18 protein-coding genes are annotated in these 24689 nt (G+C 41.4%); 7 read left to right on the top strand and 11 right to left on the bottom strand.

Annotation, left to right across the window (positions count from 1 at the left end; all coding sequences use genetic code 11):
• Positions 1 to 29: 29 nt before the first annotated feature.
• Positions 30 to 1106 carry a peptide chain release factor 1 gene (gene prfA, locus HUJ21_RS16915; RefSeq protein WP_291371823.1) on the top strand — a complete coding sequence of 359 codons (1077 nt, stop codon included), beginning with the start codon at positions 30 to 32 and terminating at the stop codon, positions 1104 to 1106.
• Here prfA and HUJ21_RS16910 read toward each other — a convergent pair.
• The 3 genes from HUJ21_RS16910 to mfd all read right to left on the bottom strand — a co-directional run bounded on the left by HUJ21_RS16910 (position 1103) and on the right by mfd (position 8945).
• Positions 1103 to 3910 carry a YCF48-related protein gene (locus tag HUJ21_RS16910; protein WP_291371822.1) on the bottom strand — a complete coding sequence of 936 codons (2808 nt, stop codon included), beginning with the start codon at positions 3908 to 3910 and terminating at the stop codon, positions 1103 to 1105. The two genes, prfA and HUJ21_RS16910, sit on opposite strands and share 4 nt — an antisense overlap.
• A gap of 191 nt (positions 3911 to 4101) precedes the next feature.
• Positions 4102 to 5325 (bottom strand): gliding motility lipoprotein GldJ, encoded by a 1224-nt coding sequence (gene gldJ, locus HUJ21_RS16905; protein ID WP_291371821.1) that lies wholly within the window; start codon positions 5323 to 5325, stop codon positions 4102 to 4104.
• Between the two features lie 266 nt (positions 5326 to 5591).
• Positions 5592 to 8945, bottom strand: coding sequence for a transcription-repair coupling factor (gene mfd, locus HUJ21_RS16900; protein WP_291371820.1), 3354 nt, complete (start codon positions 8943 to 8945; stop codon positions 5592 to 5594).
• 164 nt (positions 8946 to 9109) lie between these two features.
• Here mfd and HUJ21_RS16895 point away from each other — a divergent pair, with 164 nt between their 5' ends.
• The 4 genes from HUJ21_RS16895 to HUJ21_RS16880 all read left to right on the top strand — a co-directional run bounded on the left by HUJ21_RS16895 (position 9110) and on the right by HUJ21_RS16880 (position 12222).
• Positions 9110 to 9721 carry a cytochrome C oxidase subunit III gene (locus tag HUJ21_RS16895; RefSeq protein WP_291371819.1) on the top strand — a complete coding sequence of 204 codons (612 nt, stop codon included), beginning with the start codon at positions 9110 to 9112 and terminating at the stop codon, positions 9719 to 9721.
• A gap of 89 nt (positions 9722 to 9810) precedes the next feature.
• Positions 9811 to 10788: an FtsH protease activity modulator HflK gene (gene hflK, locus HUJ21_RS16890; RefSeq protein ID WP_291371818.1), complete on the top strand. Its 978-nt coding sequence runs from the start codon at positions 9811 to 9813 to the stop codon at positions 10786 to 10788.
• Positions 10789 to 10825: 37 nt separating this feature from the next.
• Complete coding sequence (hflC, locus tag HUJ21_RS16885) at positions 10826 to 11764, top strand: protease modulator HflC (protein ID WP_291371817.1); 939 nt, start codon at positions 10826 to 10828, stop codon at positions 11762 to 11764.
• A gap of 14 nt (positions 11765 to 11778) precedes the next feature.
• Positions 11779 to 12222: a hypothetical protein gene (locus tag HUJ21_RS16880; RefSeq protein ID WP_291371816.1), complete on the top strand. Its 444-nt coding sequence runs from the start codon at positions 11779 to 11781 to the stop codon at positions 12220 to 12222.
• A 25-nt stretch (positions 12223 to 12247) separates the two neighbouring features.
• On the opposite strand, the gene HUJ21_RS16875 is transcribed toward HUJ21_RS16880, so the two are convergent.
• Entirely contained in the window at positions 12248 to 12718 is a 471-nt protein-coding gene (locus tag HUJ21_RS16875; RefSeq protein ID WP_291371815.1) for a transcriptional repressor, read from the bottom strand.
• Between the two features lie 205 nt (positions 12719 to 12923).
• Here HUJ21_RS16875 and HUJ21_RS16870 point away from each other — a divergent pair, with 205 nt between their 5' ends.
• Both HUJ21_RS16870 and HUJ21_RS16865 read left to right on the top strand, forming a co-directional pair.
• Positions 12924 to 14183, top strand: a complete 1260-nt coding sequence (locus tag HUJ21_RS16870) for an aspartyl protease family protein (protein WP_291371814.1) — start codon at positions 12924 to 12926, stop codon at positions 14181 to 14183.
• 141 nt (positions 14184 to 14324) lie between these two features.
• The gene (locus HUJ21_RS16865) at positions 14325 to 17324 is read left to right on the top strand and encodes a PAS domain-containing sensor histidine kinase (RefSeq protein ID WP_291371813.1); all 3000 of its coding nucleotides are present in this window, start codon (positions 14325 to 14327) and stop codon (positions 17322 to 17324) included.
• A 27-nt stretch (positions 17325 to 17351) separates the two neighbouring features.
• On the opposite strand, the gene nagB is transcribed toward HUJ21_RS16865, so the two are convergent.
• The 7 genes from nagB to HUJ21_RS16830 form a co-directional block, all read right to left on the bottom strand.
• A complete protein-coding gene (nagB, locus tag HUJ21_RS16860; protein WP_291371812.1) occupies positions 17352 to 18077 on the bottom strand; it encodes a glucosamine-6-phosphate deaminase in 726 nt (241 codons plus the stop codon).
• 90 nt (positions 18078 to 18167) lie between these two features.
• Positions 18168 to 18770 carry a trimeric intracellular cation channel family protein gene (locus HUJ21_RS16855; RefSeq protein WP_166146508.1) on the bottom strand — a complete coding sequence of 201 codons (603 nt, stop codon included), beginning with the start codon at positions 18768 to 18770 and terminating at the stop codon, positions 18168 to 18170.
• Positions 18771 to 18805: 35 nt separating this feature from the next.
• Positions 18806 to 19420: a class I SAM-dependent methyltransferase gene (locus HUJ21_RS16850; protein WP_291371811.1), complete on the bottom strand. Its 615-nt coding sequence runs from the start codon at positions 19418 to 19420 to the stop codon at positions 18806 to 18808.
• Positions 19421 to 19451: 31 nt separating this feature from the next.
• Positions 19452 to 20600: a BamA/TamA family outer membrane protein gene (locus tag HUJ21_RS16845; RefSeq protein WP_291371810.1), complete on the bottom strand. Its 1149-nt coding sequence runs from the start codon at positions 20598 to 20600 to the stop codon at positions 19452 to 19454.
• Positions 20601 to 20628: 28 nt separating this feature from the next.
• Positions 20629 to 23031, bottom strand: a complete 2403-nt coding sequence (locus HUJ21_RS16840) for a TonB-dependent receptor (protein ID WP_291371809.1) — start codon at positions 23029 to 23031, stop codon at positions 20629 to 20631.
• A 70-nt stretch (positions 23032 to 23101) separates the two neighbouring features.
• Positions 23102 to 23809, bottom strand: coding sequence for a fatty acid desaturase (locus tag HUJ21_RS16835; protein WP_291371842.1), 708 nt, complete (start codon positions 23807 to 23809; stop codon positions 23102 to 23104).
• A gap of 34 nt (positions 23810 to 23843) precedes the next feature.
• A complete protein-coding gene (locus tag HUJ21_RS16830; RefSeq protein ID WP_291371808.1) occupies positions 23844 to 24689 on the bottom strand; it encodes a 4-hydroxy-3-methylbut-2-enyl diphosphate reductase in 846 nt (281 codons plus the stop codon).

Genomic DNA, 24689 nt, shown 5'->3' with positions numbered 1-24689 from the left:
TAATTTTGCCTTCCAAATAAAACGATGCCATGCAGGACAAACTGGAAGCCATAAAAGAAAGATTCGAAGAAGTAGCTCAACTGATCATTCAGCCTGATGCCATGTCTGACATGGGCAAGTATACCAAACTTTCCAAGGAATACAAAGACCTGGAAAAGGTGGTAAAGGTTTACGACGAATACCGGTTGATTCTGGATAACCTCAGCAGCACCAAATCACTATTGGAAAAGGAAAAAGATCCTGAATTCAGGGAAATGGCCAAGATAGAATGGGAAGAGCTGAAAAACCGAAAGGAGGAAATAGAAGGGGAGTTGAAAAAAATGCTGATTCCCAAAGACCCGAATGATTCAAAGGACTGCATTCTGGAAATCCGTAGTGGTACTGGGGGAGATGAGGCAGCCATTTTTGCAGGGGATCTGTTCAGGATGTATGAAAAGTTTTGTGAAAAGCAAAACTGGAACCTGACGGTATTAGACCTTACCTTTGGTACTTCCGGGGGATATAAGGAAATTATCAGCTCCGTTTCCGGAGCAGATGTGTACGGGATGTTGAAATATGAATCCGGGGTTCACCGCGTGCAACGTGTACCTGCTACAGAGACGCAGGGCAGGGTACATACCTCAGCTGCCACGGTTGCTGTCTTGCCGGAAATGGAGGAAGTTGACGTGCAAATTGACATGAACGATGTCCGTAAAGACACTTATTGTTCCTCAGGTCCGGGCGGACAATCTGTGAACACCACTTATTCCGCCGTAAGGCTCACCCATGAACCTACCGGGCTGGTGGTGACCTGTCAGGATCAAAAATCCCAAATCAAAAACTTTGAAAAAGCCCTGAAAGTACTGCGATCCAGGATTTATGAAATAGAACTGGCCAAACACAATGAAACGGTAGGCGCCCAAAGGAAATCCATGGTGGGCAGCGGAGACAGGTCAGATAAAATACGCACTTACAATTACCCCCAAAGCCGGGTCACAGACCACAGGATCAACAAAACTGTCTATAACCTGTCTGAAGTAATGGAAGGAAACATTGAAGACTTTATCAGTGCCTTGCGATTTGCTGAAAATGCAGCAAAAATGAAGGAGGGTGGAGCAAATGATTAAAACACCAGGATTTTTCTTTTATATTCCGCATTTCTGGTCCGAAAAACCAACACATGAAGGCCTTTTGGTAAATTGGTGACCGAGTATACAAATTGCCCTTCCCGGGTGGGGATATCCAGGATCTTCTGTCCCTGCGTATTGTAAATACCCAGATAGGTCAGTGAGGGTAAGCCCTCAATGGTGATGTTTATGTCTCCAAAAGAAGGGCTTGGAAAAACCCCAATATGGAAAGGCCCTTTTTCCTCCGGAAGAGCCGTAATTAGGTTCACATTAACTGAAAGCGCCTGGCTGGGTCCCTGGTTGCAGGCATTCATTGGGGTTACCACCAGCTCATGGTCGCCTTCATTGGTCCAGTTTACCCTAATGCTGCCTGTACCTTGTCCGCTTATGATTTCGCCACCTTCACCAATGGTCCATTGATAATTGATATCCTGCAATGCTTCCACTTCATAATCTGCCTCCTGAAAACCAACCCTATCCGGCCCTTGTATAGATGATGGCTGATCAGGGATGGTAATCACCCGGATCGGTTTTTGGGTTGTGGGTCCCTGTCCACAGGGATTAGTAGTAGAAACGGAGATGGATTGATCGCTCAAATTGGTCCATTCAAGGGTAATTCGAGCGGTTCCCTGTCCGGATCTGACCACACCTCCAGTCGCCTCCCAGAAATATTCCGTTCCTGGTATGGAATCCACATGGTATTCTTCCAGGGTATTGACACAGACCACTCCTTCGCCTTGAATATCAGCAGTTTGTTTTGGCTCTTCTGAAACAACCACCTCCATGGCAGTAGTATTCCCGTTTCCGCAATTGTTTTGTCCTCTCACCAGGACGGCATTTCTTCCGGGATCATCCCATCTCACTACTACCCTGGTACTTCCCTGCCCTTCAATAATGGTGCCTCCATCAACCCTCCATTCATAGGTAGTCCCTTCTTCCTCCAAATCCTGGATGGTGTAAATTTGCTGGCTCAGGCAAATATTGTCTTCACCAAATATGGTCGCAACATCCTGAGGAACCTGGCAGGTATACTGGTAAAGGATACCATTCTCCCCTGCGGCATAGCCTACATTCAGGTCCCCGAAACTCACTCCGGTAAAGTTCTGAAAAGTCCCTGTAGGCAACTTTTCCCAGGTAGCACCTGCATCAAATGTCCTCAAGATCAATCCTTCATAACCAGTAATAAACCCTACGGACTCGTCCAGAAAAGCCACATCTGTGAAATTTTTCTCATGAGCAGTCTGAATCCTTCTCCATGATTGCCCTTTATCGGTTGTTTTAAAAGCATTCCCCGACTCGCCTACAATAATGGCTGTCTCTTCATCCAATAGGGATATGGCATTTAGTTTTGCTGTACTATTCAGGTTAATTTGCTGCCATTCACCCCCTCCGTCGGAGGATAAAAGGACATGCCCCCCATCACCTATCACCAGTCCATCACTTTCATTGAAGAAAAGGATGTCATGAAAATCCGTCTCATTCCATCCAACAGGAACAGTCTGCCAGTTGACTCCCCGGTTTTCTGTTTTGCTGATCAAGCCCCTTTCGCCTACTGCAAAACCCCGGTTGAAATCAAAAAAATACAAGCCATTAATATCCCTGTTCGTTCCCGGATTCAGGGTTGTCCAATTGGCTCCTGAATTTGTGGTGTTGATTATATTTCCATTGACCCCGGACACAAAACCAGCACCATTCGAAACAAAATACAGCGCATTGAAGGAGAGAGAAATTGGCCTGGAACGATCTACAAAGGAATTGCCTCCATTACCAGTAAGTAAAATTAATCCCCTTTCTCCAATGAGGTAGCCCCGCAGGTCTGTAGTAAACTGAATAGAAGTGTAATCATTGGCCCTGCCCGATAGACGAATAGCCCAATTCGCACCTGAATTGTTAGAAGAAATTAAAAAGCCACTTGAAGCCACTGCCAGCACATTATTGGTCCCAGGTCTGAAAGCTAGTGAACTGACGTCCTGATTCGTACGGGAATTGGCAGCCAGAAAGGTCAGGCCGCCATTATCAGTTCTAAGGATGGTCCCATTTCCACCTGTAACCAGTCCAATTAAAGGAAAGGAAGGATGGAAAACCACATCCGTCAGGTCAGTGTCTATGCCGCTGTTGATAAATTGCCAATTCAGGCCTGCATCAACGGTTTTAATGATTGCTCCCAAATCTCCTACTGCATAACCAATAGAATCGCTGGTAAAATACACACCATTTAGGGAAACATCGAATCCGGTAGGATTCTCCAGCCAGTCCATTCCTGCATTGACTGTCTTTAGCAATGACGCATCGGATGTGACCGCAAAGCCAAGCGTATCGTTTACAAAATGAAAATCATTGATATCAGCGGGGCTTACCTGATTGCCGGATTGCCAGGTGATGCCCCCGTCTGAGGACCGGATGATATTTCCTGCTTCCCCAGCCACTACTATCAGGTCATTGTCAAGGTGCCGTATTTTTTTCCAAAGAATATTTTCAGGATGCGTGTAACTTGACCAGCTAAGGCCTCCATCATCCGTTCGAAATATCTCTCCCTCTTCTCCAAGCAACAGCCCTTGTCTGTCATCGAAAAAAGATAAATCCACAATGAGTCCCCGGCTTGGTGATTTTAGCTCAATCCAGCTCAAACCACCATCAATGGATTTCAACAGGATATTCTCACCGGCTATAAATCCTACCTGCTCATCTACCCATTGGACGGCAGCATAATTATTCCCCCAATCGCCTACCCTTCTCCAACTCTGGCCATATCCCTCCTGGTACAGGAAAAGCCCAAGAAAAACTAAAAATAAAGCCCGCTTCATACAAATCCCTAAGTTTAAATAAATTATGCCTACAAAAATAAGATTAAATTCAGGATTTTATAGCAAAATCAGCCAATATCCCCAATTGCTTTTCGAAAGGCTTTTTTCTAAATAACAACAGGAAAAAACAAGGCATAAAAAAAAGGGTGAATCACCCTTTTTCATTTCTTATCAGATATTTCGTTAAAATTTTACCTGTCTTTACCACCGACAGCTATCATGGCACACCTAAATCCAATGTGGTTGGAGGCTGAATCCTGATGCATAAATCTCCTTGTTCCGGGTGCAAGCCAGTAGGCAACATCCCTCCAGGATCCTCCTTTGTACACCCGATAATTATCGTCTATCAAAGTGGTGTTGTAGGTATTTTCTTCATCGTAGACGCCATCTTTCCGCAAAGGGTTCAAATCGTCAAAATCCTGAAAGGAAAGTGGACGATAAACATCCTGAACCCACTCGTTCATATTTCCCGCCATATTGTACAATCCGAAATCATTTGCTGGAAAATCATATACATTGGTGGGGATAATTTCTCCATCATTGGAGACGCTACCAGGAATACCGGCATAGTCACCCCTGCCCCGCTTAAAGTTAGCCAGAAAATCTCCCTGACGTGATTTTCTCTTGATATTGTATGGGTTTCTGGGTCCACGACCATCCCAGGGGTAAATCCGGCCGTTTTCCTGATTTTCATCCATGTATTGTGTTCCAATCATTGCCTTGGCGGCAAATTCCCATTCTGCCTCATTTGGAAGCCTGTAGTCAGGAAATACGGAACCTCTTTCGATTAGCTGGTCTTTTGTAAGAGTTGAATCCAATTCATTCTTTTGCCTTTCCAATTCGTTTACATAAGCGGTCCGCCATTCACTATAGGCATTGGCTTGTGTCCAACTCACACCTGCTACAGGATAGAAATTAAAACCAGGGTATCGGAAATAGTAGGTGGCATATACATCATTGTAAGACATGGTACCATCCCATACATCTTCCTTAGGTTCCAGTTTTTGAATGGAATCTGCACTGACTCCGTCACGCTTGGCCATGTTGAACAAGAACTCTTTGTAATCGACGTTGGTAACTTCGGTCTCATCCATGTAAAAAGAAGCGATGGTAACGGTTCGTTCCACATTGTCCCGAAAGCCCATGATATCCTGTTCCTGAGAACCCAGTACGGCCCTTCCTCCCTGAATAAACACCAATCTGGGTCCTACCACCTCACTGGGTAGCCTGAAAACCTGAAATGAAGTAGAATCCTCCTCATCAAAACTGTAACGTGCCCCTGTCGAAGCACTTACCCCTCCAGGATCACTGGCTGTTCTTCTGCCGGATTTATTCCCACAGGAAGTAATCAGCAGCGCTAAAATGGCTACTGCAGCAAAAAAACTAATTTGAAATTTTTTGTTCCCCAATCTCATGTGACAACTTTTTGGTTTTGCCCTATTAAAACGCTAATATATGATCAATAATACATTATACCAATAAACTTTCTTCTCCCCAGAAAAGCCCATAAGTCAATTTTGGCCGATATCTGTGAAATAATACATTAATTTTCATGCCATTGTACTTATTTGCTTCATAAAAAATTTCAATATATTTCAATTTTGTTGGAATAAATTATCTTTTCCTTCCCGACAAACTCCTTAACCTTAAGGATATAAGTCCTTTTGATCCAAACCGCCACTTATTGAGCGAGCATATCCGAAAGCCATTTTTTGCCGGCAGGAATGCTGTCCACTCCTTTGATTACCAATAATAAACGGTCTTTGGTTTCTTTTATTTTACAATACCTGCCTTTGACCTGAATAAAGTTAATGATTGCCTTGAATACCGCGGAATTGAAATATCTATCATTTTTGGAAGAAACGAAATAACATTTCATTTGTTCATTTTTTAACACCAGCTTTTCAAAGCCCAGGTTTTCAGCCATCCAGCGAAGCTCCACTGTTTCAAACAATGCCTGGACCCGATCGGGAATAGGACCAAAACGGTCTCTGATTTCTTCCTTAAAGCCTTCGAGTTCGTTTTCTTCTTTTATATTATCCAACTTGGAATAAAGGCTCAATCGCTCTGAAATATTACTAACGTAGCTTTCTGGTATAAGCAATTCCATGTCCGTCTCAATGACGCAATCCTGTACCAAAGGAGCCGTTTTTTCTTTTAGATCTACCTCAAAAAGAGCCGAAAATTCTGTCTGTTTTAGCTCATGAACGGCTTCATCCAGGATTTTATGGTACATTTCAAATCCAAGATCCGTAATAAACCCACTTTGTTCTGCTCCCAATAAATTCCCGGCGCCTCTGATATCCAGGTCCCTCATGGCCACCTTAAATCCATCCCCCAGATCAGAGAACTCTTCAAGGGCTTGCAACCGCTTTCTTGACTCTGTGCTCAGTGTAGCTGTGGGAGGTGTAAGCAGGAAACAATAGGCCTTTTTGTTGCTCCTGCCCACCCGGCCCCTCATCTGGTGCAGATCGCTCATGCCAAACATGTGGGCTCTGTTAATTATGATGGTGTTGGCATTGGGAATATCCAGGCCCGACTCAATGATATTTGTGGAGACCAGCACATCATAGGATCCTTCGATAAAGTCAACCATGATTTTTTCCAGTTTTTTCCCGTCCATCTGCCCGTGTGCTCCAACCACCTTTGCATCAGGAACCAACCTCAAAATCAGGTTAGCAATGGAATCAATTTCTCCCACCCTGTTATGAACAAAAAACACCTGCCCCCCCCGGCTAAGCTCGTTTGCCACTGCATCCCGGATGATGTCTTCTCTAAAAGTGTATATCTCTGTGGTCACCGGTTGCCTGTTTGGGGGTGGTGTGGCGATTACGGAAAGGTCCCTGGCCCCCATCAGCGAGAAATGAAGCGTTCTTGGTATGGGTGTCGCGGTTAAGGTAAGGACATCTACATTCACGCGAAGTTGCTTGAGTTGGTCTTTTACCTTCACCCCAAATTTTTGCTCCTCATCAATGACCAGCAGCCCCAGGTCCTTGAATTTAATATCTTTATTTACAATTCTATGGGTTCCTATCAATATGTCGATTTCGCCTGAAGCCACCCGTTTAATGATTTCCCTGGTGTCTTTGGCTGAGCGAAACCTGTTGATGTATTCGATTTCAACCGGAAAATCTGCCAGCCGCTCTTTAAATGTTTGGTAATGCTGCATGGCCAATATGGTTGTTGGCACCAAAACAGCCACCTGCTTGCGATCATTTACAGCCTTAAAAACAGCCCGGACGGCCACTTCGGTCTTCCCAAAGCCCACATCACCGCACACCAACCTGTCCATTGGGTATGGTTTTTCCATATCCAATTTGACATCAGAAGTGGCTGTTGCCTGATCGGGGGTATCCTCATAGATAAAAGAACTCTCAAGCTCGATTTGCAGGACACTGTCCGTGGAAAACTGATGCCCGGGAGCCGATTTTCGTTTGGAATATAGCTTGATCAGGTCTTTGGCGATATCTTTTACTTTTTTCTTTACCCGGGTTTTTTTATTCTCCCATTCCGGCGACCCCAATTTGGACATGCTGGGCATAGTGCCCTCCTGGCTGCTGTACTTGGAAATTTTATGTAAAGCATGGATGTTTACATACAGCAGATCATCATCCCGGAATACCAACCGAATGGCTTCCTGCAATTTCCCATTGACCTCCACCTTTTCCAGACCTGCAAATCGCCCAATGCCATAATCCACGTGCACGATAAAATCCCCGGGGTGTAAACTCTTTATTTCTTTCAGGGTAAGCGCTTTGGATTTAGAAGAGGCTTTGCTGGTTTTGTACCTGTGAAATCTTTCAAAAATCTGGTGATCGGTATAGCAGGCCAATTTTAAAGAATCATCAATAAAGCCTTCGCGCAAGCTTAAAGGCAAAGTTTGAATATTTAAAGTGGGATCCAGTTCAGAAAAAATATTCAACAAACGGCCGATTTGCTTTTCACTTTCCGAACAGATGATGTTGCTTAGGCCTTTTGCTGCATTCTCATTCAGGTTCTGAACAAGTAAATCAAAATGCTTATTGAAAGAAGGCTGGGGCTTACCCTGAAATTTAAATTCAGCCACGTCTTTCCACTCAAACCTATGACCAAAAGCCACCTGAGTGAAGGCAGCAATTCCTTTTTCAAATTCGTCTGCAGCCAAAAATAGCTTTTCAGGGGCCATTAACAGGCCATTCCCTGCAGTATCCCCATCTCCGGAATCCTGAAAGTACCCTTTTGCTTTGTCAAACAGGCTTTCCAGTACACCCAGGCAATGTTTGTAATCCTTTATCCACAAGTAGGTGTCCGGAGGAAAAAAATCCATGACAGGCTGCCTGAATTCCTTCTTCATTTTGGTTTGAATATTGGGGATAATGCTAATTTTGGCTATTTTTCCGGTAGACAATTGCGTCTCCGGGTCAAAGGTTCTGATACTGTCAATCTCTTTACCAAAAAGTTCAAGGCGGTATGGCATGTCATTGGCATAAGAAAAAATGTCAATAATACCTCCCCTAACGGCAAACTGGCCTGCTTCGTAAACGAAATCGGACTTTTCGAAACCATAGGTATGCAAAAGCTCTTCCACAAATGAAAGGTCTACCTTTTCACCTACTTCTACCGTAAAGGTATGATCTTTCAGACTTTTCTTGTTGACTACCTTTTCATAAATGGCTTCCGGAGAGCTGATCAGCAACTTACCTTCGGTAGGTGATCCGGAAAGCTTGTTCAAAATTTCGGCCCGCATCAACACATTGGCATTTTCAATGTCTTCATGGTGATAGGGCTTTTTATAACTTGCCGGAAAAAGATAGGGTGTTTCACCTGTCAAAGCCTGCCAATCACTTGCCAAATAAGCTGCATCCTCCTTGTCATAACCAATAACCACATGAAAACCTCCCACCAATTTTGTCATGGCCTGGATTAAAATCATATCCATGCTGCCTGATAGCCCTTTTACCTGCAATCTTGAATGCTTTCCTGATTTAATTGCCAATGCCAGGTTACTGACAAAGGGATCTTCCTCGTATAGAGACAAAAATGCCCGCCTATCCAACTGTTTTTTTTTTAATGGTCTTAAAATGATTGTCGCAATTTATTAATTTCCCTTGTATAAAATGGCCATTTCCTTCAAAATAGGGAATGGACCGATGGGACAACAAAACAAATCCTGGAAAAAACCAACAAAATTTCAATTTGTAATGTTTCCAATATAGGTTTATGCAAAAAGAAAAAAATTCCCATTGGTTCGAAAAAATTGAAAACCTGCATCCCTACAGGACCATCATGTATTTGGGTATGTTTGGTAGCGGATTGATTTTTTTATTTCTGATGACGGCCTTTGTGCTTTCACAACCGGAGGCAGGAAGGTATGATCAGTTTGCTATTCCAAAATCGTTTATCATCAGCAGTATGGTGATCATCGTCAGCAGTTTTACTTCCGGAAGAATACTTCCCTACTTTAACAGCAATAACATTGAAAAAACAAAAATTTACCTGCTTGTAACCTTACTGCTTGGCCTGCTCTTTTCTACTTTGCAGTTTACCGGATGGCGCGAGCTTTCCGGTATGGGAATAGATTTCAGAGGACTTCCTTCCGGGAGTTTTCTCTATCTATTAAGTGGCATTCACCTGTTCCATTTGGCGGGTGCCCTGATTTATGCATTTGTGTTGCTGATTCAATTACAAAAATCAGAAAAGGATCCCGTTAGCACCCTGATTCTTTTGGCAAATCCCTACGAAGAAATGAAACTGGGACTATTTTCTGTGTATTGGAAATTCATGGATGCGGTATGGTTGGTATTGTTTATTTTATTCCTTTGGATGTTTTAAAGGTAGCTATTACTGAACTTCCAAATGATAACAATTAACTGATGCTATTCAGTCAATAAATCGTAAATTGCCGAAAAATACAGTATTTTATGTCAGACAATCAATTTGAAATCAATATCAATCCGGATTGGATCAAAAAGTATTTATCCAGGATTATCCTAATAGTAGTCGCAATCATTTTAATATTTTCTACAATAAGGACCGTTGGTCCGGAAGAGGAGGGTGTGGTCATCCAATTGGGAGAGTATAACCGAACCGTTATGCCTGGATTGAATTTCATCATCCCATTTGCAGAAACCATGTATAAAATTCCTGTTCAACGCCAGCTCAAACAAGAATTCGGATTTAGGACAAGTAGTGCCGGAACACAATCTGAATACGTGAAATCCGGTTATGGAGACGAAAGCATGATGCTTACCGGTGACTTAAACCTAACCGACGTTGAATGGGTGGTCCAATACCGGATAGTGGATTCCTACAATTACCTGTTCAAGGTCCGCAATGCCGAAAAAACGCTGAATGACATGTCAGAGGCCGCCATGAGAAAAATCGTAGGTGACCGAACTGTAAATGAGGTTTTGACAGTCGGCAGGCAGGAAATTGCCACCAGTGTAGAAGTATTGTTACAAGAATTGTGTGATGAATACGAAAATGGCATTCGGATAGACCAGGTAGTATTGCAAGATGTCAACCCACCTGAGCCGGTAAAACCGAGCTTCAACGCAGTGAATGAAGCACAACAAGAACGTGAAACCTTGATCAACCAGGCTGAGGCCGATTATAACCGGGTGATACCAAGAGCAAGAGGGGAAGCTGAGGAAACCATCCAATTGGCAGAAGCATATGCCTTGAACAGGGTCAACGGGGCCAGAGGAGAAGCAGAACGCTTTAATTCGGTCTTTGAGGCTTATGTTTTGGCACCTCAGGTGACCAAACAAAGACTCTATCTGGAAACCCTTGAGAAGGTGTTACCCAAAATTGGCAACAAAATCATCACTGATGAGCAAGGAAGCAATGTTTTACCACTGCTTAACCTGAATAAAAGCAGTGTCAATCCAGCCCCATAAGTTTATTTTTTTAACCTGATGATAAAAATAGTTACTCATGAAAAAAAGTAAAGTAATTTATATAATAGTTGTAGTAATCGCCCTGATCCTGGTGGGACAAAGCGTTTTTATTCTGGATGAAACAGAGCAAGCCATTGTTACCCAATTTGGAAAACCTGTTGGCGAGCCCAGGACAGATCCTGGTGTTAATTTTGTGGTCCCCTTTATCCAAAAAGTGCAGTTTTTTGACAAGCGCTATCTGGAGTGGGATGGAGATAAAAACCAAGTTCCTACCAGGGACAAAAAATTTATTTTTGTAGATACCTACGCCCGTTGGGAGATTACGGATCCCCTTCAGTTTTTTATCAGGCTTCGGGACGAAAGATCTGCCCAATCCAGACTGGATGATATTCTGGATGGCGAAACCCGGAATGCCATTGCCAGTCATGATTTGCTGGATATCGTGCGGTCTACCAACAGGGACCCAGAAGTGACAGAGGATTTTATGGAAGAATTGGAAGTTCTGGAAGACATAGAAGTTGGCAGAGAAGCCATTGAAGAAATCGTATTACAAAAGGCCAATGAAAGAACCTCTGATCTGGGTGTTAGAATCCTGGATTTCCGCTTCAAAAGGATGAATTATGTAGATGAAGTAAGAGATAGGGTTTATGACCGAATGATAAGTGAAAGGAACCGAATTGCGGATCAATTCCGATCTGAAGGCCAGGGTGAGGCAAGAAAAATACAGGGGGACAAGGAGAGGGATTTGGCACAAATCCAGTCTGAAGCCAAAAGAGAGGCCGAAGAAATCAGGGGTAGGGCTGATGCAGAAGCGACCGCTATTTATGCCTCAGCTTATAACAAAAATCAACAATCCATTGCATTGTATAAATTTTTAAGATCCATGGAGGCCCTTGAAAATTCTTTGGATGAAAAAACCAATTTGGTTATTTCGTCGGATAGTGATCTTTTTCAGTACCTGAAACAAATGCAATAAAGGGATAATCCCGGATGAAAATCAATCTATCTACCAAAGTCAATCAATCCTACCTGCAGGTAAAGGAGGGTTTTAATCAGGACTTGTTTCAAGCACTGAACCCTCCTTTTCCTCCGGTAAAATTATTAAGGTTTGATGGTTCATCCAAAGGAGACCTGGTAAGCCTGGAGTTAGATTTTTTGTTGTTCAAACAAGTTTGGACGAGTGAAATAATAGCGGACAAGACAGATGATAAAGCGTTCTTTTTCATTGATGAAGGTAAAAAACTTCCTTTTTTTCTCAAGTCCTGGCAGCACAAACACAGCATTATTAAATTACAGGATAATCAATCGATTATCAGGGACGAAATCTGTTTCAAGGGACATCATTTCCTATTGGACATACTCTTGTATCCTGCTCTTTATCTTCAGTTTGCCATGCGTAGGCCAATTTACAAAAGGGTGTTTTCCAGAAAGTAAATTAAAGCCAAATAAAAAATGGATATCAGATTACTTGTAAATTTTCACATTCTGGAATCTCGCAGTCACCATACAATACCAAAGAATGGCTGGTAATATGGGAAGAAAATTCCTTTCCCATGGCTTCCTTGATCAGGTTGATCCTTTGGTCAGAAAACTCCTTTATTTTCCTGCATTGGTTGCAAACATGATGGTCATGATGTTTGTAGGTAAGGGCTTGCTCATATAAGGCTACCTTGTCCTTAAATTGATGTTTGACAGCAAGACCACATTCTACCAACAGATCAAGGGTATTGTAGATGGTGGCCCTACTGATGGAATAACCGCCATTCCTCATTTTTAAAAATAACCCTTCCACGTCAATATGCTCGTCTTGTGGCAGTGCATACAATTCATCTATGACGGAAAATCGTTCTGGGGTTTTACGGCTTCCTTGTCGAACAAGGTAATTTTCAAATATTTTTTTTGCTTTTTCAACAATTGACTTATCTGCCATGGTTATATCATTCTAAATATTAAAGATGAGGTATTTTTTAGATTTATCAAACCCAATGACATTCCAAGAACAGACCAGAAGAGTTATTTTCATTCTTTCTAAATAACTTCACTAAAAATCCAAACTTCAGCAAAGAAAAGGGGTTAAGGTCTTAGTACTGAAATATATTTTATATATTAAACCTGCCAATTCGAATCAAGCATCTATGCACCCAAGCATCAAAAGACCATTTGTATTTTTGTTTTTATTTTTCTTTGCTTTTTCCCTGAAAGGCCAGGTCCCCGGCTTCTACATGAAAGAGGAGAAAAGAAAAGTCAAATTGCCCTTTGTTGACTCCAACAGCCTGATCATTATGCCTGTTTCCATAAACGGTGGAGAAGAAGTCAATTTCTTATTTGACACGGGAGTGAAATCGAATATTTTCTTTAGCAAAACCCTGGCCGATAAAATGCAGATGCAATATACCCGAAAACTCAATTTGGTTGGAGCGGATGGAAAAACCGTTTTGAGTGCCTCTGTATCACCCAACAACCATTTTGATTTGGGGCCGGTGGAAGGAATATTTCAGGCCATTCTGGTGTTGGATGAAGATTTTCTAGAGCTAGAAAAGGTAATCGGAGTCCCTGTCTACGGCGTAATTGGTCATGAATTTTTCAAAAATAACCCCGTTAAAATTGATTACGACAACAGTACTGTAGTTTTTTACAGAAGGCCTGCATTGAAATGGCGCCCTTTCGGGTATAGAAAAATGGAGATAGAGCTTCAGGGAAACAAACCCTACATTGAAACTACTATCCGGCAATTAAGCGGGCCTGACTTAGCAGCCAAATTACTCATTGACACAGGTGCCAATCATGGTTTACTCCTGAATATGGAAACCAACGAAAAGATTGTACTCCCGGAAAACAACCTGGAAAGTGACCTTGGCCGTTCTTTGGGAGGAGATTTGTTTGGGCATGTAGCCAGGGTTAAAAGGGTTACTATTGAGGGATTAAGGTTTAGAAATGTCATCACCTCCTATCCGGAAGAAAATGAATTTTCGGAGGTAATCATTGAAACAGGAAGGGAAGGTAGCCTTGGCTCGGACATTCTTAACCGAATGAAAATCATTATGGATTATCCCAGGGAAAGAATGCTTTATAAAAAAGGAGCAAAATTCAGCGATGAATTCAAATACGATATGAGTGGTCTCATGGTGAGGGTTTACTCTGCCGAAGACAAAAGATTTTACATCAGTCAGGTTAGGGAAGATTCCCCGGCAGATCGTCAGGGTGTAAAAATGTTTGATGAAATCATTACCATCAATAAAATACCAGCCGTCTTCTGGGAACTTTCAGAGATCACTGAACTATTAAGATCGGAGGAAGGCAAAGTCATTTCCCTGGAACTTTTGCGGACCAATCCATCAGACCAAAACGAGAGCACCATACATAATATTACCTTTTTACTCGAAAAACAATTGTGATTTTTTATTCATACATATTATTTAATGAACTTCCTATATAAAATTTTGATAATCAGATCTATTTTGCGGTTTTAATATAAATTTTCTTAAATATTTAAGATATTTGTTTACAGATCAGTAGTAATCCATTCAAAGCTCTAGATGCCTGATAAGATTTTTAACAATTTATTACTCACTTTTAAGAAAACAGGTGATGAGAATTTTGAGACCCTTTACGTATCGAAAGGTTTCTTCAGAATTTTCAGTGATCCGTTGAAATTTTACCAATCAGATTTTTTTAATCAAATTTTCCCAACGACCAAAAATCCTGTATTTGAAACCATTTATGATTTTATGGGGCGCGGGGAGAATTTGGAAGTACCCTTTTTTCTGAACCAATCTACTTTTAATTGGGTGAGAATAGAAGGTTTTACCATGGCCCAGCCAGAGGGCACCTATCTGGTCAATGCCATGATCAATCCTATTCGACCTTCGCAGATTCATTCGTCCTGGATAGTCCATGCCGAAACAAAAAGGATTTTCACTGATTTCAAGAATCCTTCAGGCTATTTTCCAGAGAATTTGGAGGCTTTTTGCAGGTACCTGCATGAAAAATACAGCATATCAGATACCGGCAAACTAAAACAACTTTGTGAAGGTCATTTAGAAGGCCTGGAATTGGATCTTGGTATTTTAAAACTTGATATCAATGTCCTGGAAAATGGCTACCATTTACTTACCTTAAAAAAGGATCCCAAAAGGCCCGGGGTCCCAAATCTTATTGAAGAAGAATCAAATTACCTGAGCAACAGCTTTTTGGGTATCATTTATTTTGAATACTTGAAAGAAGACCGGGAAATAATTTGGTCTGGAGCCATTAATGAGTTACTTGGGTATCAGGAATCCAGGTTCAAAAGGTTTTCCGTCTGGGATTGGCTGGAGATCATTCACCCTGATGACAGAAACAAGGTCAGAGACTTGCTCTTTACCGACCACTATGAAAAAGATGCCTATACATTTACCTACCAGGTCAAAAAGAAAAATGGAGAATACCTGCACCTGAAAAACAGTTTGAAGGTTTTTTATAATATCCCCTTAAAAAAAACCATACTGGTAGGCATTCTTAATGATGTTTCAGATATAAGACAAGCCCAAAAACACCTCAAAGAAAAAGATGGATTGCTTCAACATCTTTCTGATAAGGAATTTATCCAGAAAACACTACAGGAAGTATCTGAAATTTCCACTCTTTTTAAGGGTTCCACCCTATTTGATGAAATCAACCAGTTGATCTTTAAAAGATTGGGTTTTACCTATGGCATGATCGCCAATCTTAACCCAGTAAATCATTCATATGAGTTAATTTCTGTAAGAAAATCTGGTAAAAAGTTAAAAAACACTTCGGAAAAATGGACAAAATTTATCAATGAAGAACTCTATAAACCATACCCTCAATCCAGCCTATTGATCAAGGACATCCATGACCTGGACTTACCCATCTTCACTTCATTTTTGGAAAAAAATGGTATTTCATCACTGATACGGCTAGACTTATTAGACAAAAAAAATATCAAAATTGGCAGCCTTTGCTTCCTACATGATAAACCATTATTAAACACAAACCTTTACAAGGAATTATTTCGCATATTGGGGGACTGGATAGGTAAAGAATTGCTTCAATACCGATTTGAATCCACCTTACAAGAAACCAACTTCATGCATGATGCCATCCTAAATGGCACAGCATATGCCATTTTTGCAGTCAATCATCAATTTGAGACCACGCTGATCAACAACAAGACACTGCCGGTTTTTAATCTGAAAAAAAAGGATAATCTGATGGAAACCATGTTGATCAAAGATGGAAAAAAACATAGTTTGCAAGAGGTTATCACCCAATTCTCTAAATCAGAAAAAAATACAGCATACTACTTACTTCCCCATGGCGAGGAGGACTTTAAGGAGCTCAAGATTTCCTTTACCCGAATAAAATACGGAAGGAAAAACAAAGTTACCTATGTGGTTTTTGTCGATGATATTACCGACAGGACGCATTCTGAAAAGAAATTGATCGCATCCGAGCAACTGTACAGAAGCATTGCGGAAAATTTTCCCAGAGGCACGATCGATGTACTTGACAAATCTTTTAACTATATCTTTACTGACGGAGAGGAGTACAGACTGTCCAATACAGACCCAAAAAAACTGTTTGGAACCAATCATCTGGACCAATATTCCGGTGAAAATTTAGCCATTACCAAAAAAAACCTGGAAAAAATCTTACAGGGAAAAACAGTATCCTACGAAATTGAAGCCAACCAACAAAGGTTTCTAAAAATAGGTGTTCCATTGACGAATCATTCCCAGGTGACAGACCGGATTCTTTTGGTAAAACAAAACATCACTGAAGCTAAAAAACTGGAAGCGGAAAGAGAAAAGCTGATCAAAGATTTAAAATCACACAATGAAGAGCTGCTGCGCTTTGCCTATATCGTATCCCATAATTTACGTGCTCCAATAGTCAACATTTCCCTTTTGATTGATCTGTTTAATGAAGAGGATCCTGCGGACCCCGAAAACAAGGAAGTTTTGGAAAATTTAAAAATCTCCACCAATCTTCTGGACGCAACCTTGCAAGACCTGATCGAAGTGGTTTCCATCAAAAAACAAAAAATCCCGAAAGTAGAGCCGATAGATTTCAAAATGCTGCTTAACAATGTCGAAAAAAGCCTTTTTAACCAGTTGAAAGAATCAGGGATAAAGATTCACAAGGATTTTTCCGGTTTGGAAGTAATGAATTATGTCTATGCCCATTTAGAAAATTTTTTCATGAATTTTATGACCAATGCTGTAAAATACAGGCATCCTGACAGGCCCCCTGAAGTTTGGATTTCTACTTATAAAGAGAAAAATTATTGCGTGATCAGGTTTGAAGACAATGGCATTGGGCTTGATCTGGAAAGGTATGGGGATCGTATTTTTGGTCTTTACCAAAGGTTTCATAACCACGTGGAAGGAAAGGGATTGGGCCTATACCTGGTCAGAGAGCAAATCCGGGCCAATGATGGTAAAATCAAAATTGAAAGTGAGGTAGGGAAAGGTACCGTTTTTAAAATTCACCTCCGTAACCTGATCATGAACCAGCCCACCCATAGGGACTAGACACCTATCGCCCTTCCTCCCAATCACCTATTGCAACAAGGCCGCAGCTTCCTCATCCAAATACAATGTTACATGCTCATGCTTTTGGAGTATGCTGGCAGGAACCGCCTCCGTAACCGTCCCATTCACCATGTCCCTGACGGCTGCTGCCTTATGGCTGCCATAGGCCAGAAGAATAATTTCCCTGGTCTCCATGATGGTTTTAATTCCCATTGTCACTGCTTTTGAGGGTACTTCTTCCGTTGTTTCAAAAAAACGACCATTGGCTTCAATGGTCTCCTTTAATAGCGGTGCCACATGAGTGCTGGTTTCAAATGAAGTTCCCGGCTCATTGAAACCAATATGTCCATTGATTCCTATACCCAACAATTGCAAATCAATCCCGCCTGCAGCCTGGATTTGGCGCTCATATTCCTCACAATTGGATTCCAAATCTCCAACACCTATCGGCACATGTGTCTGCTCCAGGGGAATATTGAGCTGGTTAAACAAATGGCTATTCATAAAGTAGCGATAGCTTTGCTGGTGACTTCCTTTCAATCCTACATATTCATCCAAATTAAATGTCACTATCCTGTGATAATCTGTCCCATTTTCTTTGTGGTCCCTGACAAGTAAGGTGTAGGTTTCCACTGGAGAACTACCGGTAGACAAACCCAATACGCTGTCTGGCTTGGTTTTTACCGTTTGGATAATCTTGTTTGCTATAGCCTGGTGAAGTTCTTTACTACTTTGAAAAATATTGATTTGCATAAAATTAATTAAGTTTGATTGTACCTTTAAAGATATACCCTATTTGATTAAAATTTACCCCTGCCGCTTGTCATTTTATCCTTCCACTTTTCATTTCAGGGTAGGTAAGCTAAGTTTGAATCTTACAGCAATGAGTCTGATCAAAATGATCAGGGCGATGGAGGATAATAAATTGATGTTTCTTCCCAGACCAAAATAATCCAGCCCCAAATACAATACTGCCCCAGCCAAACAGGCAGAGGCATATACCTCTTTCCTGAATAAAATAGGCATCACGTTGGTCAGGGTATCCCTGATTACCCCTCCCATAACTGCACTGAACATGCCCATGATCGCTGCTACTTCTGGCCTGAAACCTAAAAGCAAAGATTTTTCCACCCCTAAAATGGTGAAAAAAGCAATACCAAGGGTATCGAATAAAAAAAACGTTTTTCTGAGTCTTCCTACTACCGATGAGAAAAGAAAAGTAGTGATCAGCCCGGCAAATATGGCATATAAAAAATTCACATTCCCAATCCACACCAAGGGATAAGCTCCCAACAAAATATCCCTTAGACTGCCTCCTCCGATAGCAGTAATAAAACCGGTAAAACCAGCTCCAAACAAATCGTGTTCCCTATCCTGAACAGCCAGCGCACCGGAAATGGCAAAAAAATAGGTGCCGATCAGTTCAAGGGCGTATTGTAAGTCCATTTGTATCACCATAAATTCCCACATATTTATTGGTGTTAATCCTTTTGGAACATAAAGACCCCCATAGCCCTTTGTCCGTGTACTATTACGGATTTCATTGGTTCTAAAGGTATCAACCGGAATTGTTGCATGATGGTACAGGTCAAGTCTTCTGTGAGAATAAAACGCTCCGTACCGTCAGGAAGCTGTTGTTTTTGTTGCACTTCAGTACCCAGTGAAAAACAGCCCCCTGCATCGGTACACATTCTTAACCAAAACAATCCTCCTTGTGCCAGCACACGCATTTGTTCCTGCATCATGGCCATAAAATGTGTCAGGTCATCGGCAAAATGCATCACCGCACTGCTTATAATGGCATTTACAGCACCATCATGGAAAGGAAGCTCCTCCACATTGGCTACCTGAAAACGCTCCGGATCAAAGGTGGGATCGAGGGTTTTTGCGGTAATTCTTGCCATATTAATGGCCGTAGGATTCCTGTCAGTACCGAGGATTTTATACCCCTGCTGAATAAAGTAATGTGTATTTCTTCCTTCCCCGCAACCGGAATCCAGAATGATCATTTCCTTATTGAACCGGCCCTTCAGCAATTGGTCCAATAAATAAATATCCATGTTTCCAAACAGTTTGTTTAGTGCATTTATATCCATGATTACCTCGGTAAATTACAAACATAACAATTCAGATCACTTCATTAAGTCCAAAATAAAAAGCAGCCTGGTCCCCATATGCAAAATCAATTCTCAAATGAAGCCCTTCGTCATTCAGTCTGTACCTAAAACCTACCCCACCTGCAAATCTCAGATTGGGATTAACACCAAATTCTTTCAGACTGCGACCTACCTGACCAATGCTTCCGAATCCAACCATTTTAAGCTTTTGGTAGACCGGAAACCTCCATTCCAACTGGTAAACCATCGCATGCTTGTCCCGGTACCTGCCTTCAAAATACCCCCTCATCAGGTCACTGCCCCCTATCAAAGAAAGATGTTGAAAGGGAGCCTTCCCTTGCGTAAAACTAAATCTCGCTTGCCCCACAAGTACCTGCCTCTCTTTGATGGGCCAATATTTCCTGAAATCTAAAATCCATTGGCTAAAATCAAAATTACTGCCAAAAAAAGAATGAAACTTCATCCATGATATCTGGTGATATACGCCACTGCCAGGCTGAAAAATATTATCCCTTCTGTCAATATTCAAGGCCAGGCCCAAACCCGACAACCGCTGCCCATTACTTCCGGGTATATTTCCTGCTTCCAGCAATCCTCCCGGTGTTTTATCATAAATGTCATCAACCCTGAATTCATACCTGGGCCCAAGATAAATTCCTTTTCCAAGCATTTTTTCATAATAGAGATGAAAATAAAAATATCTGGTAGCATAATATTCAGCTGTTGTAATTTCATTCCCTATACCGGAAAATTGAAAGGGATAATCTGAAAAAGCTATCCTGCTATTTAAAAATGACTTGTTTTCATTCATCCAAAGTTCCAATTCCCCTGTGAGAATCAATTGGTGATTTAGGGTATATAGCAAAGTCAGAGGTAGGGAAGAAGGCCTGGTTTCAGTCAATTCCCCCTGACTGGTACGGAAAATCTTCACTGCCCTCCCACCTACGCCCAGGCTGGTTTCGGGGGAATAGGTCAATGCCGGAATAAAAGTCCAGGTATCAGTACTCAAAGCCTCTACCACCCTGTCAGCCAAACCAAAAAGTTTGTCTACTGTATTGGTTTTAACTTGAAGGCTGTCTGAACCTTGTATATCCTGAGAGGCGACAGGCACAATAAAGAAAGGAATCCAGGCCAAAATAAAGAGGTAAAATTTCTTCATCAAGGCCCGAAGATACTACATTGTAGGTTTAAAATTCTACAATCAGACCAATTGTTGGTAAAACTGTACCGGCCGGATTAGGAACTTCGCGCAAAAGGTAGCGACTTGGATCTTCCGGGTCTACCACCAATTCATCCTGGTCATTCCGCTGCGGCACCAGATCTGCCTGCTGTTCAGCTTGAAAATTATAGGCATTCTGTATATCAAAATACCAGTTCAAACTCCATTTATCAAAAAAGTATTTTTTGTCTACCCGAAGATCCAACTGGTGAAAACTTTTGAGTCGCTCGGCATTGATACGGGTAAAATCAAATCGTCCTCTATTAAATAAGTCCCAATTGCTTCTTAAAGAGGATGCCTGAAAATCATAAGGAGTATAAGGTGTACCTCCCAAAAATCTCCATCTACCCCCAATTTCCCAATCTTTAGGCAATCGCTTACCCGCCGTAAGACTTACTATAAACCTGTTATCCCAGGAAGATGGCAGATAACCTGTATTTGGATTGGTAAACTCACTCCTCACCAAAGTCAGCGCAGCAATGCCATAAAAATCATTGAACAGCCGTTGTTGGGCCAATAATTCCAAACCATAGGCCCTACCTTCCGCATCAGAATTCACCGGTTCATTTCCGATTACGCCAAAATCCGCACCCAAATTTGATAATGCTATCCCGTTCCTGATGGAACTGGGATAATTACCGTATTTTTTATAAAAAACTTCCGCAGAGACTTTCCTGTTTTTTGCCGGAAACTGCCATTCAAAACCTGAAATTAAATGGGTAGCCCGGATAAAGCGAACATCATTTTCCTGATTGATGAAAGCCCCTTCATTATTTTGAAAACCCAGGACGGTATAGGGGGGCTTTTGGTAGTAAATACCCGCATTGGCGTTCCAGAAAAGGTTATCATTCAGTTGATAACTGGTAGAAAACCTGGGGCTTAGTTGATTCAAAGGATTACTGGCTGTTTCCCCAAAATCGCTTCCGTCCATGCGTAAACCCGCATTGACCAACAACCGCTCATCCAAATATTTCTTACTTGCCATGGCAAATGCCCCATAACTATTGAAAAGTGAAATGGATGAAATATTTAATTCCTGCCCCTCATCAACCAAAACCTGCCGGTCAAAATTTTCTATCAGGTATCGGCTAAACTCATAATTCACGCCATATTGAAAAGTTAAACCATCTTTAAAAATACTGTTTTCGGCACGGAATTTATTCTCACTCTCCTGAGAGAGGTAGTCAAACAAGAGGTTTTCTTCCCGGGAATCATCATTTTGGGAATACTTATAGGACCTGTTATTTAACATATTCCTGCTAAGTACAAATGTCCAGAATCCGTTTTCCCGAAACCGCTTTAATTTCACTCCGGTAGCATAATTCCATTGGGTGGAAATGGGGAGATTATCCAAAAGGTAAAGCCTGTTTTCCCTTTCCTCTGTATTTTCCTCATCCGGAACATCAAAATTCAGTGAGAACTGATCAATCGCTCCCACTCCGAGAACTGTCAGTTCTGTCTTATCATTGATCTTTGTCTTGGTTTTGAAAGTAAAGTCATTAAAAGTGGGTAGAAAAGGAAGTCCCAACAGCCGAAAAAGACCCTGTAAATAAGACCTCCTGGCAGAAAAAATATAAGTAGTATTCTCTCCTATCGGACCTTCGTTGGATAGGGTCAATTCGCTGGCGCCCACCGTAACCTGGGTAAACATCTTATCTCTCCGGCCATCTTTTAATTGAAATTCAAAAAAGGAACTCAGGGAATTCATCCTGTTAGCGGGAAAGCCACCACTGATCACCTCTACATTTTTTATCAGGTTTACATTCAAAATACCCACAGGCCCCCCTGATGAGCCCTGAGTAGCAAAGTGATTGATGACAGGTACCTCGATTTCATCGATAAAAAATTTGTTTTCGCTGGGAGCCCCTCCTCTGATAATGATATCATTTCTAAAACTGGCAGTACTTGCTACTCCGGGTAATGACTGAATCACCCTGCTGATATCCCTATTCCCACCCGGATAGCGTTCTATTTCATTCGCGTTTAGTTTCCTTGCAGACAATGGCGTTTCCTCTGACCTGGAAAATTCAGAATCGACAACCACCTCTTCCAAATTGGAGGCATCTTCTTCGAGTTCAAAATCCAACTGCACAGGCCTGGCCCTACCTACTTGTACCTCGTAAAAAGTTTTTGATTTAAATCCTACAAAAGATGCCTTCACATTATAAAGGCCAGGCTCGATTCCAGTAATGGAGTAATTACCTTCCTCGTCGGAAACCGCCCCCGTCTCCAGACCCTGTACGATCACATTGGCAAAGGGAATGGGGTTGTTGTTAATAGGATTGGTGATTTTACCCTGAATAACTCCATCCTGGGCCTGTGTCAAGTGGATCCCAAAAAATAAGACCAGCAACAATAAATGATTTCTCATGAAATAGTATTTTTATTAAGCATAATCAAAATGAAGCAAAAATGTTTGTCAATAAACGGTAATTTTATCGCTATAAATTCTTTTTTGTTCTCCACAGTCTCCACCAGGGAGTATTTGGCGCTTCATGGTGCTCAAAGTGATAACCAAAAAAATAACAAGACAAAAAAGCCCATACATGATTTGATGTCATTGTGCCTGAATGGTGTTTGTTATCGTGAGTTCCCTTGTGTGGCAGATAAGTGCCAAAATAAAATAGCTGCAAGGTAGAGAGTACGGCTGGCACCATCCAGAATAAGACCAAATTTGAAACGGGAAAAAATAATTTAAGCAGATTATACGTACCTGCCATTAAGAGGATTTGCCAGATATTTACATAATTAGAAATAAAACTGAAATACCAGGAAAGAAACCGATTTGAGGCATGGTAATCCGGGTCTTCATCGGTGGCCACATGCCTGTGGTGTTTGTGGTGATTGGGAAATAACCTCCAATAGAAATTGTAAGAAAACAAAATGGCAGCCAACCAGCCAATGGCATGATTCAATTTTCTGTTGGTGGAAACCACTCCATGCATGGCATCATGAGCAGTAATGAACAAGCCCGTGTACAGGTGGGTTTGCAGTAATACACCTAAATAAACTACAGGATTTTTAAAATCAACAGGGAGATAAAGTAAAAAAACAAGAGAAGAAACCCATAACAATATTATAGCTGTGGCTATAAGCAATCCTTTCGGATCAATATTATTTCCTAACCTTTGCTTTTGGTAAACATCCATCATTGATAAGGAACAAATTAGAAATTTAAATCATTCAAAAATCTCTTAACCTGTCCTGTACTCTTTCCATTAACCACATGGGGGTGGAGGTCGCTCCGCAAATACCTACACTCTGTCCCTCGGAAAACCAGTCCGGATAAACTTCCTCCGGACTGGATACGAAGTAAGTTTGAGGATTTTTTTCTTTACATACATTGAAAAGAACCTTACCATTGGAGGATTTGGTACCACTTACAAAAATTATATGGTCAAATTTTGAGGCAAATTCCCTTAATTCCTTGTCCCGGTTGGAGACTTGCCTACAAATCGTATCGTTGGAATTTACGGTAATGCCGTTTTCCTTAAGGATTTCATTAATCTCATAAAACTTGTCCGTACTTTTTGTAGTTTGGCTGTAAAGCGTAATGTTTTTGGGGAGGGAGGGAATATCCAGTTCACTAATATCCTGGAAAACTATCGCTTTATTACTGGTTTGCCCCATTAAACCAATGACTTCAGCATGCCCATGTTTGCCGTAGATGTAAATATTTTCTTCTTTATCGTAGGAATTTTTTATTCTGTTCTGCAATTTTAATACTACCGGACAACTTGCATCTACCAGTGTGAGATTATTCTTTATTGCCAATTCATAGGTGGAAGGTGGCTCTCCATGGGCCCTGATTAGAACTTTCTCGTTATTAAGCGTCTTGAGAGATTCATGGTCAATGATGATCAGTCCTTTTTGTGTCAGTCTTTTTACCTCTTCATCATTGTGCACAATATCCCCCAGACAATACAAGTGACCTTCGTCGTCTAAAATCTCCTCAGCCATTTCTATCGCATAAACCACGCCAAAACAGAAACCGGAATGTTGGTCAATATGTACATCCAAATTTAACAT

The sequence above is a fragment of the Cyclobacterium sp. genome (genome assembly GCF_014762705.1).
In the GTDB taxonomy this organism is placed as follows: domain Bacteria; phylum Bacteroidota; class Bacteroidia; order Cytophagales; family Cyclobacteriaceae; genus Cyclobacterium.
This window is presented reverse-complemented; position numbering and strand designations above follow the sequence as displayed.

Excerpts from the sequence above, each read along its gene's own strand:
- prfA (WP_291371823.1), top strand. The coding sequence starts at position 30 with ATGCAGGACAAACTGGAAGCCATAAAAGAAAGATTCGAAGAAGTAGCT.
- HUJ21_RS16910 (WP_291371822.1), bottom strand. The coding sequence starts at position 3,910 with ATGAAGCGGGCTTTATTTTTAGTTTTTCTTGGGCTTTTCCTGTACCAG.
- gldJ (WP_291371821.1), bottom strand. The coding sequence starts at position 5,325 with ATGAGATTGGGGAACAAAAAATTTCAAATTAGTTTTTTTGCTGCAGTA.
- HUJ21_RS16895 (WP_291371819.1), top strand. The coding sequence starts at position 9,110 with ATGCAAAAAGAAAAAAATTCCCATTGGTTCGAAAAAATTGAAAACCTG.
- hflK (WP_291371818.1), top strand. The coding sequence starts at position 9,811 with ATGTCAGACAATCAATTTGAAATCAATATCAATCCGGATTGGATCAAA.
- hflC (WP_291371817.1), top strand. The coding sequence starts at position 10,826 with ATGAAAAAAAGTAAAGTAATTTATATAATAGTTGTAGTAATCGCCCTG.
- HUJ21_RS16880 (WP_291371816.1), top strand. The coding sequence starts at position 11,779 with ATGAAAATCAATCTATCTACCAAAGTCAATCAATCCTACCTGCAGGTA.
- HUJ21_RS16875 (WP_291371815.1), bottom strand. The coding sequence starts at position 12,718 with ATGGCAGATAAGTCAATTGTTGAAAAAGCAAAAAAAATATTTGAAAAT.
- HUJ21_RS16870 (WP_291371814.1), top strand. The coding sequence starts at position 12,924 with ATGCACCCAAGCATCAAAAGACCATTTGTATTTTTGTTTTTATTTTTC.
- HUJ21_RS16865 (WP_291371813.1), top strand. The coding sequence starts at position 14,325 with ATGCCTGATAAGATTTTTAACAATTTATTACTCACTTTTAAGAAAACA.
- nagB (WP_291371812.1), bottom strand. The coding sequence starts at position 18,077 with ATGCAAATCAATATTTTTCAAAGTAGTAAAGAACTTCACCAGGCTATA.
- HUJ21_RS16855 (WP_166146508.1), bottom strand. The coding sequence starts at position 18,770 with ATGGACTTACAATACGCCCTTGAACTGATCGGCACCTATTTTTTTGCC.
- HUJ21_RS16850 (WP_291371811.1), bottom strand. The coding sequence starts at position 19,420 with ATGGATATAAATGCACTAAACAAACTGTTTGGAAACATGGATATTTAT.
- HUJ21_RS16845 (WP_291371810.1), bottom strand. The coding sequence starts at position 20,600 with ATGAAGAAATTTTACCTCTTTATTTTGGCCTGGATTCCTTTCTTTATT.
- HUJ21_RS16840 (WP_291371809.1), bottom strand. The coding sequence starts at position 23,031 with ATGAGAAATCATTTATTGTTGCTGGTCTTATTTTTTGGGATCCACTTG.
- HUJ21_RS16835 (WP_291371842.1), bottom strand. The coding sequence starts at position 23,809 with ATGGATGTTTACCAAAAGCAAAGGTTAGGAAATAATATTGATCCGAAA.
- HUJ21_RS16830 (WP_291371808.1), bottom strand. The coding sequence starts at position 24,689 with ATGTTAAATTTGGATGTACATATTGACCAACATTCCGGTTTCTGTTTT.